The 14,843-nt window shown below is 60.9% G+C and carries 12 protein-coding genes; 6 read left to right on the plus strand and 6 right to left on the minus strand.

Annotated elements, in window-relative coordinates; all coding sequences use genetic code 11:
- Window positions 1-113: 113 nt before the first annotated feature.
- From AC1RUK_RS30435 to AC1RUK_RS30450, 4 genes are all read left to right on the plus strand, one after another.
- The gene (locus AC1RUK_RS30435; RefSeq protein WP_481840158.1) at window positions 114-1,157 is read left to right on the plus strand and encodes a sugar ABC transporter substrate-binding protein; all 1,044 of its coding nucleotides are present in this window, start codon (window positions 114-116) and stop codon (window positions 1,155-1,157) included.
- Between the two features lie 87 nt (window positions 1,158-1,244).
- A complete protein-coding gene (locus tag AC1RUK_RS30440) occupies window positions 1,245-2,255 on the plus strand; it encodes an ABC transporter permease (protein ID WP_481837659.1) in 1,011 nt (336 codons plus the stop codon).
- Entirely contained in the window at window positions 2,252-3,208 is a 957-nt protein-coding gene (locus AC1RUK_RS30445; RefSeq protein ID WP_481837658.1) for an ABC transporter permease, read from the plus strand. The genes AC1RUK_RS30440 and AC1RUK_RS30445 overlap by 4 nt, the downstream gene beginning before the upstream one ends.
- The gene (locus AC1RUK_RS30450; protein ID WP_481837657.1) at window positions 3,205-4,737 is read left to right on the plus strand and encodes a sugar ABC transporter ATP-binding protein; all 1,533 of its coding nucleotides are present in this window, start codon (window positions 3,205-3,207) and stop codon (window positions 4,735-4,737) included. Before AC1RUK_RS30445 ends, AC1RUK_RS30450 begins: the two co-directional genes overlap by 4 nt.
- Window positions 4,738-5,042: 305 nt before the next feature.
- Here the strand turns inward: AC1RUK_RS30450 and AC1RUK_RS30455 are convergent, their stop codons facing one another.
- The 6 genes from AC1RUK_RS30455 to iolD all read right to left on the minus strand — a co-directional run bounded on the left by AC1RUK_RS30455 (window position 5,043) and on the right by iolD (window position 12,283).
- Window positions 5,043-5,885 (minus strand): alpha/beta fold hydrolase, encoded by an 843-nt coding sequence (locus tag AC1RUK_RS30455; protein ID WP_481837656.1) that lies wholly within the window; start codon window positions 5,883-5,885, stop codon window positions 5,043-5,045.
- A 379-nt stretch (window positions 5,886-6,264) separates the two neighbouring features.
- On the minus strand, window positions 6,265-6,540 hold the full coding sequence (locus AC1RUK_RS30460; protein WP_481837655.1) for a hypothetical protein: 276 nt from the start codon (window positions 6,538-6,540) through the stop codon (window positions 6,265-6,267).
- A gap of 823 nt (window positions 6,541-7,363) precedes the next feature.
- Complete coding sequence (locus AC1RUK_RS30465) at window positions 7,364-8,497, minus strand: Gfo/Idh/MocA family protein (RefSeq protein ID WP_481839352.1); 1,134 nt, start codon at window positions 8,495-8,497, stop codon at window positions 7,364-7,366.
- A gap of 43 nt (window positions 8,498-8,540) precedes the next feature.
- On the minus strand, window positions 8,541-9,602 hold the full coding sequence (locus AC1RUK_RS30470; protein WP_481839351.1) for a sugar phosphate isomerase/epimerase family protein: 1,062 nt from the start codon (window positions 9,600-9,602) through the stop codon (window positions 8,541-8,543).
- Window positions 9,603-9,612: 10 nt separating this feature from the next.
- Window positions 9,613-10,431 carry an SDR family oxidoreductase gene (locus AC1RUK_RS30475; protein ID WP_481840159.1) on the minus strand — a complete coding sequence of 273 codons (819 nt, stop codon included), beginning with the start codon at window positions 10,429-10,431 and terminating at the stop codon, window positions 9,613-9,615.
- Window position 10,432: 1 nt separating this feature from the next.
- Window positions 10,433-12,283 carry a 3D-(3,5/4)-trihydroxycyclohexane-1,2-dione acylhydrolase (decyclizing) gene (gene iolD, locus AC1RUK_RS30480; RefSeq protein WP_481837653.1) on the minus strand — a complete coding sequence of 617 codons (1,851 nt, stop codon included), beginning with the start codon at window positions 12,281-12,283 and terminating at the stop codon, window positions 10,433-10,435.
- 148 nt (window positions 12,284-12,431) lie between these two features.
- Between iolD and iolG the strand changes: the two genes are divergently transcribed.
- Window positions 12,432-13,400 carry an inositol 2-dehydrogenase gene (iolG, locus tag AC1RUK_RS30485; protein ID WP_481839350.1) on the plus strand — a complete coding sequence of 323 codons (969 nt, stop codon included), beginning with the start codon at window positions 12,432-12,434 and terminating at the stop codon, window positions 13,398-13,400.
- 3 nt (window positions 13,401-13,403) lie between these two features.
- Window positions 13,404-14,834 carry an NAD-dependent succinate-semialdehyde dehydrogenase gene (locus tag AC1RUK_RS30490; protein ID WP_481837652.1) on the plus strand — a complete coding sequence of 477 codons (1,431 nt, stop codon included), beginning with the start codon at window positions 13,404-13,406 and terminating at the stop codon, window positions 14,832-14,834.
- Window positions 14,835-14,843 lie beyond the last annotated feature (9 nt).

Genomic DNA, 14,843 nt, shown 5'->3' on the forward strand with positions numbered 1-14,843 from the left:
CTGGGAAACCAGTCCAGCGATGGTCGGGGCATGGGCGCAAAGCTGGGCGCCAAGAAAACCGGCGAGCAACTTAGGAGGATAAATTGAGGATTGGACAAATGGAGACGAGATACGTGACCGCCGGTGTGAAGCGCGTCAGTCGGGGCGTGCTTGCTGCGTGCCTCGCCGGCCCGCTCGCGCTGGCCCCACTCACAGCGAACGCTTCCGATCACCGGATTGCGCTCGTGCCGGGTGGTCCCCACCCGTACTTTGCCGGCTGGGAACCCGGGCTGGCAGACGCCGCAAAGGATTTCGGCATTGCAAAGGTCGAATATCAGGTGCCCGCCGAATGGAAGCTGGAAGCTCAGACACAGTTGCTTGAAAGCCTCGCGGCGCAGGGCACGAACGCGTTCGGTTTCTTCCCGGGCGACGCTGTTGGCATCAACTCTACCTTGGGAGAACTGAAGGCAGGTGGAATTCCTTCGATCGCGATTGCCGGCTGCGCCAAGGATCCGACCGACGCGGCGTTCTGCTTCTCCACGGACGTGTTTCAGGCCGCCTATGTCGGCACCAAGGCGCTGATCACGGCGATGGGTGGCAAGGGTGCGATCGTCCATGTGGCCGGCCTGCTGGTCGACCCCAACACTACGCTGCGCGTGCAGGCAGTACAGAAGGCAGTCGACGAGACCAAGGGGGCGGTCACGCTTTTGCAGACCGTCGGCGACACCGACAACCAGGAGCAGGGCGACCAGAAGATCAATGCCCTGCTCGCCGCTCAGAAGGACAAGATCGGCGGCATCATCGCCACCGCGTACATCTCCTCCGTCGTCACCGCCACCGCGCTCCGCAATCTGGGCGACAAGCGGATCAAGATGGTCGGCATCGACGACGACAAGATCGTGCTCAACGGCATTCGTGACGGCTTTGTCGCTGGTACGATTGCCCAGAACCCGTATGGGCAAGCCTATATCGGCGCCTATGCGCTCGATCTGCTGGCGGGTGGTTGCACTGTAAAGGCAGACGCGCCGTGGATCACCACGCCGCAGACTGCTCATTTCGTTGATTCAGGCACGGTCGTGGTCTCGGCCGCCAACGTTGGCACCTATGCCGAAGACCTGAAGGCCCTGACCAAGAAGATGCAGGTGAGCTTCAAGGACACCTACCTCACCTGCAAATGATCGTGCGGGCGGCGCCGAGCCACGGTGCCGCCCTTTTTACCTGGCGCCAACCATCGTGCCGGATCGAACACAATCGCGAGAAGGTCAATGACAGCACAAGTTCCGGCAAGCTCGGGTGAATCCATTTCGATCACAGGTCTGCTGACACGGGGCTCCACCCAATTGGGCCTTTTGATCATCCTGTCTATCCTCTGGGCGGTGTTCGCGAGCCTGTCGCCAGGCTTTCTTTCAACCTTCAATCTCAATTCGCTTGGCCGCTCGGTTGCGATTGACGTCGTGGTGGGCTTCGCCCAAATGGTCGTCCTCGCCACGGGTGGCATGAACCTTTCGGTCGGCGCGATCGGCGTCTGTTCGGTCATGATCGCCGGCTATTTTCTTCAGGTGCTGGGGTTGCCCATACCGCTCGCGATCGTCGCCACGTTGGCCTTCGGCGGCCTGCTCGGGTGGCTCAACGGGATTGCCATCACCAGGACTGGCGTAAACAGCTTTGTGGTGACGCTGGCCACGGCCAGCCTGTTTTCGGGCGGCATGCTAATCCTCAGCCACGGTGTGCCGCTCAACGGCCTGCCGCCCGAAATCGGTGCCTTCGGCAAGACAATGGTCGGCCGCGTTCCAGCGCTTGCCATTGTGGCTCTGGCAATCGGCGGGCTGCTTTACATCCTGTTCGCGCATAGCGTTCTGGGGCGTCAGATTCTTGCGGTAGGTGCCAATGCCAGAGCCGCCGAGATGTCGGGCATACCGGTGTCCCGCGTGATCGTCTTCGTGCATGTGCTGTCGGGGATCCTGGCGGCAGCCGCGGCCTTGATGCTGATGGCGCGGCTCGGGGCGGCCATGCCAGCGGTGGCCGGTGACGACTGGCTTCTGCCGTCATTCTTGGCGCCTGTAATCGGCGGCACGTCACTCGCCGGCGGTGCCGTGTCGGTGATCGGCACGATCCTGGGTGCGCTGCTGGTTTCCACCATTCGAAGCGGACTTTTGATCCTGCAATTCGCAAGCTTCTGGCTGCAGTTCTTCCTGGGCGTCTTCCTCCTAGCAGCCATCCTGGTCGAACGATATCGATCGGTGCTGTCGGCGCGCGAACAGACGAGGCAAGCATGAAGCCGTTGACGTTCCTGCTTCGTCAGCAATGGTCGGGAATCCTCCTCGCCGTGGTGCTGGGTATCGCGGCGCTGAGCATCGCGACACCGACCTTCAACACGCAATTCAACTGGTTCGTGCTGCTGCGTAGCGTCTGCGTGGTCGCGTTGGCGGCTTTCAGCCAGATGATCATGCTGGGCGTCGGTCAGATGAACCTCTCCGTTGGCGCCTTGGGGGGATTGGTTGCCATCCTCGTCGGCGGCCTGATGGATGCGTGGGGGCTGCCGGCCATCCCGGCTGCGTGCATTGCGGTGTTGGTCGGTGGCGCAGCAGGCTTGCTGAACGGCTGGCTGACGGTCCGAACCGGTATCAACGGCTTCGTGGTTACGCTCGCCACGGCTTCGGCTTTCACGGGGATCAATCTCGGCCTCACCAAGGCTGTGCCGTTCTATGATTTGCCCACGGACTTTGTCGCATTCGGCAACGGTCGCATTGGAGCGTTTCCGCTCCTGATGATCGTTCCGATCATCGTTACCGCGTTCCTCGCGGTCTTCCTCAATCGCACCGTTAGGGGCCGTCACCTGCTCGCAGTCGGCGGCAACAGCAATGCAGCCGAGCTTTCCGGCATCTCGGTGTCGCGCACAGTCATGCTGGCGCATGGTCTCTCTGGTCTCATCGCCGCCATCGCCGGTGTGCTCGCGGTCGCACAACTCGGATCGGCTCAGCCCACGATCGGATCGGACTGGCTGATCATCTCCTTCGCCGCGCCGATCATCGGCGGTGCGAGCCTGTCCGGCGGATCCGTGTCGATAACAGGGACCGTGATCGCCGTGGTTCTCATCGGCCTGATCCAGAACGCGATGGTTCTGCTTGCAGTCGATCCCTATTGGGTAACCTTCCTGCTCGGCGCATTGATCCTTGCCGCCGTCTGGATCAACCGTATCCGCACCGTACGCATGGAGAGGGCACGATGAGTCTCGCCCTGCAGAACATAACGAAGTCGTTTCCGGGCGTTCGTGCTCTCAACGACGCTTCTCTCACGCTGCTGGGCGGCGAAATCCATGCGTTGATGGGCGAGAATGGCGCGGGCAAGTCCACGCTGATCAAAATCATCACCGGGGTCTACCGCGCCGATAGCGGCAGCCTCAAGCTTGACGATCGAGATCTCGTTTTCAACTCGCCCAGGGATGCGATCGCCGCGGGCATTGCCGTCGTTCACCAGGAACGCAACCTCATTCCGCACTTTTCGGTGGCCGAGAACATCCTCCTGGAGCGGCTGCCGACGCGCAATGGGATGGTAGACTTCGCCCGGGCGCATGTGGAGACGCGCCAGCACCTGGCAAAGGTGGGACTCGACATCGATCCAGCCACCGAGGTGCGTCGGTTAAGCGTCGCCCAGATGCAGATGGTCGAGATCGCAAAGGCCCTCAGCCACAAGGCGGATGTGCTGTTGCTCGACGAGCCAACCGCCTCACTTACCGAGGCAGAGGCGGAGACACTCTTCCGGCTTGTCCGCCAATTGCGGGACGCGGGGACTGCGATCCTCTTCGTCAGTCACAAGCTCGAGGAAGTGCTGTCGCTCTGTGACCGTGTCACCGTTCTGCGCGACGGCGAGACGACGTTGATGGCCGCGCCGGTGGCGGGGATGACGCGCGGGACCCTGATCCAAGCGATGATCGGCAGATCAGAACGGCCCGTTTTGCCTCGAAAGCAACGACCCCGACTCGATCAGCCACGGCTGCAGGTCCAGGCGCTGACCACTTCGTATGGGCACAATGCTATCGATTTTACCCTTCACAGAGGGGAAGTTCTTGGCCTGTACGGCTTGGTCGGAGCGGGTCGGACCGAACTTGCCCTTGCCCTTCTGGGGCAAGGCAAGGTTCGTTCCGGAAAGGTCCTTGTCGATGGCGCGGCGGTACACGTGCGCTCCGTGCGCGATGCCATTAAGCGGCTTCGTATCGGCTATGTGAGTGAGGATCGCAAGTATGAGGGGGTGATCCTCGATCATCCCATTCGCAGCAACATCGCGATCACCGTGTGGGACGCGATCGCCCGCACGTTCGGTCTGCTTGTTCGCAACGATGAGATTGCTCTGGCGGCGCCGTTGGCAGCACGGCTCGAGATACGCGCCCCGAACCTCGAACAACGCGTTGGCAATCTGTCGGGTGGCAACCAACAAAAAGTATCGCTGGCGAAGTGGCTGGCGGCGGACGTGGACATTCTCATCATCGACGAGCCAACCGTCGGTATCGACATCAAGGCCAAGTCCTACATTCACGAGCTTATTAACGAGCTCGCGGACCGAGGGATGGCAATCCTGCTCATCTCAAGCGATATGCCCGAAATGGTGGCGATGGCCGATCGCATCCTGGTGATGCACGACTTCGCGCTCATCGACGAATTCGTCAATGACCGACGCTACGAAACGGCCAGTACCAGGATTATGGACGCAATCCATGCCGTTACCACGGGAAGTGCCGGATATGCGCTGGGTGAGCACTAGGAACCCACCGGACCTGACGTCGCGTCGGCCGGGGGTAGAGATGTCAGTTTTCGGGCAACCGCAAAACTGAACTCTAAGATCAACATGAGGCGCATTGCGGTCCGGCAGCCTTTGGGGCCGGAAGCTGACCGACAGATTTTGGGCCGAATGCGGACTTGCGGCTTCGAGGCTCGGAAGGCCAGAGGCGGACCTTCAAGCACACTGCGTGCATCGACGTGAACTGACCCGAAGCTGACTTAAGCAGGGCGCGACGTGAACGACCGGTTCGCGCCTCATGTCCGGGCGTCCCCACGCAGGGTGTCGGCTTAGCTCTTTATAAAGGCAAGCAGATCCGGATTTATTACGTCGGCGTTGGTCGACAGCATGCCGTGCGGATAGCCCGGATAGATTTTGATAGTGCCATTTTTCAGGAGCTTGACCGATAGTTTGCCAGCATCGTCGATCGGCACGATCTGGTCGTCGTCGCCGTGCATCACGAGCGTCGGGACCTTGATCCTTTTAAGGTCCTCGGTCTGGTCCGTTTCCGAAAATGCCTTGATCCCTTCATAATGGGCCTTCGCACTGCCCATCATGCCCTGCCGCCACCAGTTCTGGATCAGCCCCTGCGACGTCTTCGCATTCGGACGGTTGAAGCCGTAGAATGGCCCGGTCGGCAGGTCGATGAAGAACTGGCTGCGGTTGTCTGCAAGGGCCTTGCGTAGGCCATCGAAGACTTCGATCGGCAGACCACCTGGATTGGCGTCTGTCTTCAGCATCAGCGGTGGGACAGCACTCACCAAGATGGCCTTGGCCACGCGGCCCTGTGGCTCGCCGAATTTTGCGACATAACGGGCCACTTCGCCTCCGCCTGTCGAATGTCCGACGTGGACGGCGTTCTTGAGGTTGAGATGCTCGAACACTGCAGCCGCGTCGGCTGCGTAGTGATCCATGTCGTGACCCTCGCTGACCTGCGAGGAGCGGCCGTGACCGCGGCGGTCGTGGGCGATGACGCGATAGCCGTTTGCCAAGAAGAACAGCATCTGGGTGTCCCAGTCGTCTGAAGACAGTGGCCAGCCATGATGAAACACGATTGGCTGCGCGTGTTTCGGACCCCAATCTTTGTAGAATATGTCGACGCCGTCTTTTGTCTTTACGTACTCTTCGGTCATGGGAACTGCTCCATTGGGCGTGTTTGGGTGCTTTTCGGTTGCGGCGAGGGACGGCGCGGCTATGACGAGAGATGCGGTCGCCCCAGCCACGAGGGCCTGACGCCGGGAGAGGGGGAGGGAAAATTCGCTTGTCACTGATGGCTCCATCTTGACAGTGTGCTGCGCTGTCCGGCACCGCATCTGATTAAGGGCGTCCTTCCCATCTTTATTGTAGGTTCTTGCGGCTTCTTGGATATTTGAGGCTTTCCAGCGCGCGAGGCAGCCAAGAAGGCAGAAGACCGGCTTCGCCGTAGCCAAGCCCATCTGGCCGAAGCACAGAGGCTGAGGGGCGATGGCGGGCCGATCGGCCGCGCCATTTTGTTCGGTTATGAACGCAGTCTTAGTTGTGGCCTCCGAGTGTATTCACGTTCGCGCAGAAGGCGGTGAACGGCTGCTCTACCTCGCCTGCGCATTCACCCTTCATCTGTGCCTGCTTTTCGGCCGGCATGCCAAAGAAGACGGCCTTAAATTCCTCGAGCGGCTTCATGGTTTTCATGCTGGGATCGGTATAGAACGGCTTCATGGTGTTCGGCTCCTTCAGTGCGCCGGCCAACGCCTGACCACCAAAAATGGAAAGGGCAAGTGTTGCGCCGAGACAGACAGCTTTGATGTGCATAGATGTGTTCCTTCTCAGATAAGCGGTTTCCCCAACGACAGCCAACGTTGGTCCCGATGAAATAGACATCATTCCGGCAGTCGTATTTCCTGCAGGCGCGCGTTTTGTCTGTTTCTGCCTGAAAGGCGGCTACAAGCGCGCCGTTTCGTTCTGGGGAAACTCCGCCGACCGCGCACGAGGCCGGGGGCGGAACTATGCAGGGTTAGTTGCCTGCTGCCATTTTTGAATTCACGCTTCACACAGCTCTCTGAATGAGGGCTGTCACTGCCTTTTGGCTGCGTTTCATAGATCGCGTGGCAACGCTTGACTTCAGCATCAAGTTGCGCCGGTCCGCCGTGACATCCGGCGCTGAACGGAAGGTGGGATCATCTTGTCCTCCGTCCCAACCCGATAGCAGCTCGGCTTGGTCCTCCGGGCCGGGTCACTGACTATATCGGATAAGCAGCCACGCCCACGGCAGCGGCTGCGCCCTAGACAGCGCCGGACATCGCGCCATTGGATCATCGCGGCGGACAATCTGAAGTCAGAAGGCGCGGATTCTGCTTGGCCTAGCGTTGGCACGAACGTCAGAACGGCATTCAAATTCAGAGAGTATTTGTGATGTGCTAAACGTCTCAAACCGGATTCGGAACCGGCCGATTGAGGACTGTGAACGTCCGAGATGTCAGGTACGAAGATGCTCGCGCCGGCCGTAGTGTCCGCTCCTGAATATCTGCAGCCGGAAGCTGCCGGTCCGCTAACGGCCCAAGATCGGCCGGTCAGCAATGCGCCTCATATCGGCCATTGAGATCAACTTTGTCGGTGCCCGATAGCAGACACAGTGTCAAACGGCGACGGGCGTCATCCAAGCGGGGTTAGTAGCGGTCGCGCTGTCAACGACGGCGTCGACGAAGGCGACGCCCTTCAGGCCATCGTAGGCAGTTGGGATATCGCGACCTATGGCAATGGGCTCGCGCTTTTCGCGCTTGGCGTGGATCGCCTCTGCAAACCCGGCGTAGAGGTTGGAGAAGGCTTCCAAGTATCCCTCAGGATGGCCCGGCGGTGTTCGGGTTCGCGCCTTCGCTGCTGCGCTGAGATCGTCGGCGCCACGCTTGATGATTTCAGTTCGCCCGCCAAGAGATGCATGGATCAGCTCATTCGGCTGTTCTTGAAACCAGGCGAGCGAGGCCTTCTCCCCGAACACGCGCAGCCGGACCCCATTTGACGATCCCAGCGCCACCTGGGAAGACCACAGAAGACCACGGGCGCCACCCTGATAGCGAAGCATCACGTGCGCGTTGTCATCGAGCGCGCGCCCTTGCACGAACGTGGCGAGATCCGCAGTCAGAGACTCGAGCTTAAGGCCAGAGACAAAACCAGCAAGGTGATAAGCATGGGTGCCGATGTCGCCGATCGAACCGCCTCGGCCGTTCTTCTTGGGATCGGTACGCCAGGCCGCCTGGGCGTTACCTTCTGTTTCGATGGCAGTCGCCATCCACTCCAGCGGATATTCAACCTGGACGGTGCGGATCTTTCCGAGCTGGCCGCTAGCGACCATCTGCCGTGCTTCGTGCACCATCGGATAGCCCGAGTATGTGTAGGTCACGCCCATGAACCTGCCGCTGTCACGCACCAGCTTCTCCAGCGAAATGGCGTCTTCCAGGGTGGCCGTCAGCGGCTTCTCGCAAATGACGTCAAAGCCGGCTTCCAGGAACGCCTTGCTGATGGGGAAGTGGGTGAAGTTCGGCGTACAGATGGCGACCGCGTCGATTCGGTCATCCCGTGACAACTCTGCGCTGATCATCGTCTTGTAGTCGTCATAGGAACGGGCGGAATCGAGGCCTTCGCGAGCCGCAAAGGCGTGGCCACGGGCCGCGTCGACATCGAACGCGCCGGCGACGAGTTGCCACGCGCCGTCCTGCCTCGCGGCGATGCGGTGAATGTTGCCGATATAGGCTCCCTGGCCACCGCCCACCATACCAAGTCGCAGGGGCTTCTTCGTCATCGTATCGGACATTCGTCTATGCCTCAGTCAAGCCAAGCATCGCGCGGTTGGCGGCTTTGTTGGCGCCAGATTTCACAAAATCGTCAAATGCCCGGTCGGCGACGCGGATGATGTGTTCGCGAATGAATTTGGCGCCTTCCGCCGCACCGTCTTCAGGGTTTTTGATGAAACATTCCCACTCGAGAGTGGCCCAGCCGTCGAAGCCGTAGGTGGCGAGCTTCGTAAAGATCGTCCCGAAATCCACCTGGCCATCGCCGAGCGACCGGAACCGTCCGGCCCGCTTGGACCATGGCTGGAAACCACCGTATGCCCCGGTCTTGCCGTCGGGCCGGAACTCCGCGTCCTTGACGTGGAACATCTTGATACGCTCGTGGTAGTGATCGATGAAGGCGAGGTAATCCAGGGCCTGCAGCACAAAGTGGCTGGGATCGTAGAGGATGTTGCAGCGCGGATGGTTTCCGACCCGCTCTAGGAACATCTCGAAGGTCAGCCCGTCATGAACATCCTCACAGGGATGGATTTCGAAGCAGAGATCCACACCCTGCTCGTCGAAGTCGTTGAGGATCGGCAGCCAGCGACGGGCAAGTTCGTCGAAGGCGTCGTCCACCAGACCCTCTGGCCATTGCGGATAGGGATACAGATAAGGCCACAGAAGCGTGCCCGTGAAACTCACATGGCGGTCGATGCCGAGGTTGCGCGAAGCCCGTGCGGCGAACGCCATCTGTTCCTCCGCCCAGGCGCGCCGGGCTGCCGGGTTGTTGTGGACGGCCGCCGGAGCAAAACTATCCATGATGCGGTCATGCGCGGGATGCACCGCCACCAGCTGACCGGTGATGTGTGATCCGAGCTCGGGCAGTTCGAGGCCCTTTTCGGCGACAACGCCCTTCAGCTCATCGCAATACGTCTTGCTTTCGGCCGCGAGCTTCATATCGATAAGGCGAGTGTCCCAGGTCGGTATCTGGACGCCGGCAAAGCCCTTGTCCGCGACCCAGCCGGCGAGGCTGGGAAGCGTGTTGAACGGCGCCTCGTCGGTTGCGAACTGCGCCAGATAAATGCCGGGTCCTTTTATGGTTTTCATCATCGCGTCCTCATGCGGATAAGGCCAGTGCGGGTGCCGGGGGCCCACCATCGTAGGCGCCCCAGACCGATTGATCGAAATGCACAACCGCGCCCGTCATCATGCCGGCATCGTCCGATGCCAGGAAGAGAACCGCGCGGGCAACCTCCTCGGGCGCGAGCAGCCGGCCAAAGGGTTGAGCGGCCGCCGCTTTGGCCAGCCAGTCGGCTTCTGCGTGATGGTATTCTCGCTGCACGCGGTCCTCGCCGTCAGACGCCATCCAACCGATATCGAGCTGGTTCACCCGGATCTGGTTGCGCATGAGCGCGTAGCCGGAATTTCGGGTCAGCGTGGCTAGCGCCCCTTTCGATGCCGAATAGGAGGCCAGGAAGGGTTGCCCGGCCCTCTCCGACGTCGAGCCGATGTTGACGATGCTTCCCTTCACCCCTTGGCCGATCATCAACCTGGCGGCTTCCTGCATCAGGAAGAACGGCGCCCTGACATTGATCGCGAACATGCGGTCGAACAATTCAGGGCTCGTGTTGAGCAGGTTTCCGCGATCGGTGAGGCCGGCCGCATTCACGAGGATGTCGACGCGCCCGTATGTGGCTTCGGCCTGCGCCAAGACGGCTCGGCAATGATCGACGTTCTGAAGATCGGCGGCAACGAAAGTGACCGGGACATCAGTATCCGAGGTTATCGCTTTGGCGACAGCCTCGCCTTTATTTCGGTCACGACCACAGGTGATGATGCCTGCCGCGCCCGCCTGGGCGAAAAGCCTGGCAATGGCCGCGCCGAGGCCCTGCGTGCCGCCGGTGACGACTGCTATTTTCCCATCAATCCGGTTCACGTCAAACTCCGACGCGCTGCTTGCTGCGGATTTCAAGTTGCTGGACGCGCGCCTTCTGCACGGACTCACGCTCGGAGACCTCTGGCACGCCAACGTCCCAGTCGGCGTCTCCGGGCACCCATGCAAAGGCATCGGTGACGATGGTGAGCACGGTGGTGCGGTCAGTCTCTTGCGCCCATTCCATGGCGGCCTTGAGATCGGCGAGGCTTTCGCAACGGCGGGCCAATGCTCCCATGGATTCCGCATGTTTCACGAAGTCGACGGCAAACGGCTCCTTGACGCGGCAATCCTTGAGGAGATTGTTGAAGCCGGGGACACCCTTGAATTGCTGCAGCCGGTTGATGACCGCGAAACCGCCATTGTCGCAAACCACCACGATCATCTTGTGGCCGGCGAGCACGGTCGAGTAGATATCGGAATTCATCATCATGTAGGTGCCGTCGCCGATCATCACGATTGGCGTGCCGTCACCGTTCTTGGCCATGGCGTGACCCCAGCCGGCGGCGATCTCATAGCCCATGCAACTGAACCCGAATTCGCAATCGAAGGTGTTGCTCTGCTTCACCCGCCAGCCCTTGGTGACTTCGCCTGGCGTGCCGCCGGCGGCGGCAATCAGCGTGTCATTCGGTTTGGCGGCTTCATTCACCACCGCGACGACTTGGGCATAGGTGGGAACAGGCCCGTTGGTAGGTGCCTGATATTCGTCGAGGAGCTTGTTCCACTCCGCGAACAGCGCTTTCGCGCGCTTCATGTGGTCGGGACTGATCTTCCAGTCGCCGAGCGCCGCGTCCAGTTCGGTAACCGTTTCGAGCGCATCGCCGACGACCGCGACCGCACGATGCTTGTGCGCGTCATAGCGTGCAGCGTTGATCGATATGAATCTGGCGTCTCGCCGGAATGCAGTCCAGGATCCAGTCGTGAAATCCTGCAGCCGTGTTCCGATCGCCAGGATGACATCTGCGTCCTGCGCCAGCGCATTCGCGGAGGTCGAACCGATGATGCCAATAGGTCCGGCGTGCGCGGGATGGTCATGTGTAAGAGCGCTTTTGCCGGCTATGGTCTCCACGATCGGGATGCCGCGCCGAACCGCGAAATCAGCGACCAGCTCCTCGGCCATCGAGTATCGGACGCCACCGCCCGAGATAATGAGCGGCTTCTTTGCCTTCTTCAGCAGCTCCACGGCCTCTGACAGTTTGTTGCGGTCCGGCCTTGGACGCGGCACAGCCCAGGTCGTCGGTTCAAAGAAGGCAAGCGGATAGTCATATGCCACCTCTTGCGCGTCCTGTGCGAGGCCGAGGAAGGCAGGCCCGCAATCGGCCGGGTCGAGCATCGCGGCGACGGCCTGGGGCAGCGACGAAATGATCTGCTCGGGCAGCAGGATGCGATCCCAATACCGCGTGACTGCCTTGAAGGCGTCATTGACGGATATGGTCGGATCGTTGAAATGCTCGACCTGCTGCATGACCGGATCCGGCACGCGATTTGCAAAGATATCGCCCGCAAGAAGAAGCACCGGCAGGCGATTGGCGTGTGCCGTTCCGGCAGCGGTTATCATGTTCGTCGCACCCGGCCCGATCGATGTCGCGGCGACCATGAGCCGGCGACGTCGATATGCCTTTGCAAAGGCAACCGCGGCGAGTGCCATCGACTGCTCATTCTGACCGCGCCAGGTCGGCAATTTGTCCTGTACCGCTTCAAGCGCTTCGGAAAGGCAGGTGACATTGCCATGGCCGAAGATACCGAATACGCCGGCGAACAGAGACACCTTCTGTCCGTCTATCTCAGTGAATTGATTGCACAAATAGCGCACTAACGCCTGCGCCATCGTCAGGCGCACGGTCTCGCGGGACATCGCATCTCCTCCCATGCATCAGGTTTCGAGATACCTACGAAATATTTATTGACAATGCAAGAGTTTCGCAACAAGCATTGCAAAAATCTGGCGTAGGGAGGAGCCCTTGTTGAAAATCGCTGTGCTTGGCTGCGGCAGAATCGGCCGCATGCATGCGGCCAACATCGCCGCGCATCCCCGTGCATCGCTGGCCGGCGTGCTCGATGTGCATCGTCCCGCCGCTGAAGAAGTGGGCGCCAAACTGAGTGTGCCGGTTTTCGATTCTGTCGATGCCGTGATCGAGAACGAGCACGTCGACGCGGTGCTGATCGCCACATCCACGCCAACTCACGCTAGTTTGCTCGAGAAGGCGGTCGCCGCCGGCAAGCCGGTTCTTTGCGAGAAGCCGATCGATCTCGATCTGGGCTGCGTGCAGAGATGCGCAGAGGCCATCCGGCCCAATAGCAATATCCCCATCATGCTTGGCTTTGTCAGGCGCTTCGATCCTGGTCATCGGGCCCTGCGCGACGCGGTCCGCGCGGGGGACATCGGCGATCTGCATCAGGTGGTCATCACATCACGCGATCCTGGAATGCCGCCAGTGGCCTATGCCGAGGCTTCCGGCGGTATTTTCCGCGACATGACCATTCACGACTTCGATATGGCGCGGTTTGTTCTGGGCGAAGAGGTCACCGAAGTGTTCGCTGCAGGAAGCCGGCTGGTCGACAAGGCGTTGATGGATCGCCTGGATGATTACGACACCGTTTCGGTCGCTCTCAAAACAGCGTCGGGCAAGCAATGCATCATCAACAATTCGAGGCAGGCAACTTACGGCTATGACCAGCGTGTGGAGGCCTTGGGTTCCGGGGGCATGCTGGTGTCAGAAAATCGCCGGCCGCACATGACCAGCCTCCATCGGGCAGACTTCACAGGCAAGGCGGCGCCGTTGCTCAACTTTTTCATCGATCGATACGCCGAGGCTTTCATGGCCGAAATCGGCGCCTTCGTGGATGCCATAGAAACGGGAACAAGGCCGGAAGTCGGTTTCGAGGACGGCCATGCGGCCCTCGTGCTGGCCGAGGCGGCGATCAGGTCGGCCGCCGAGCGCCGCACCGTCAGCATCAGTGAGATTGGGTGATTCATGTACGAGAACTATGGTCTGTTCATCGATGGCCAATGGATGGCCGCATCGGACAAGACGCAAGCCGAAGTCATGAGCCCCGTCAGCGACCAAACAATGGGCGCTGTGCCTGTTGCGACCGTGGCCGATACCGAGGCCGCGCTCGCAGCGGCCGCCAGAGGGTTGCGGGAATGGCGGTCCACGGGCGGGTTCGCCCGTGCGGATGCCCTTCACAAGATCGCCGATGAGATGACCCGGCGTGCCGACGACGCCAAACGCATGATCGCGCTCGAGACGGGCAAGCCTGTCGCGCAAGCGGAGCGAGAGTGGACATTGGCGATTGACCAATTCAGGTGGTTCGCCGAGGAGGCGCGGCGGATTTACGGCAGGATCATCGAATCGCGTGTTCCCGGCGGCCGCTTCGAAGTATCCCGGGAACCGGTTGGCATTGTCGGTGCCTTCACCGCCTGGAACTTTCCCGCAGCGCTTGTCGCGCGCAAAGTCGCACCGGCGCTGGCCGCCGGCTGCTCCGTCGTCTTGCGTCCGTCAAGCCAAACTCCGGGCGTCGCCATGGTGATGGTCGACTGCATGCGTCTCCTTCCCAAGGGCACCGTCAACCTGGTGGTGGGGCCGACGACCACAACCTATGCCCCGATCATGGCCGACAAGGCCGTGCGAAAAGTGTCCTTGACCGGCTCGACCCGCGTCGGCCAGCAGATGATCCGGGACGCGGCCGACACCGTCAAGAAAGTGTCGATGGAACTTGGCGGCAACGCCCCCCTGATCGTCTACGACGATGCGGATCTCGAGCTCGCGCTCAACGTGTCGGTGCCTACGAAATTTGCAAATGCCGGCCAGGTGTGCGTGACGCCCGATCGGTTCTTCATCCATGACAGCCTTCATGACCAGTTCGTCGATGGGTTCGTCAAGAGGGCCAAGGCCCTCAAGCTGGGCGACGGGCTTGATCCGTCGACCCAGATGGGCCCACTGATAAACGCAGCGCGATTCAGAGAGATCGACGCCATCGTCGCCGATGCGGTGAAGGCAGGCGCGACATTGGTCGCGGGCGGCGGTCGCGCTCCGGATCTCAATTCGGGCCACTTCTTCGAGCCGACGGTCCTTATCGATGTCACCGACGACATGAAGGTCTTCGACCAGGAGAACTTCGGTCCCATCGCGGCAATCACGCGCTTCACTGAGGAAGAGGAGGCGCTCTCCCGGGCAAATGCCTCGGACATGGGCCTGTCCGCCTATGCATTCACCCGTTCGCCTGGGCGAGCGCGTCGTACCGTTTCCGCGCTGAAGGCCGGGATGGTCGGCATAAACAGCTTCGCGCTGGCGGCATCCGAGGCTCCGTTCGGCGGCACAAACCACTCCGGCATGGGACGTGAAGGCGGGACCGAAGGCATCAACGACTACCTCGATACCAAGCTCGCGCAAATCGTCTTCTAGGAGGCTCGG

This window comes from Mesorhizobium monacense, from assembly GCF_056781675.1.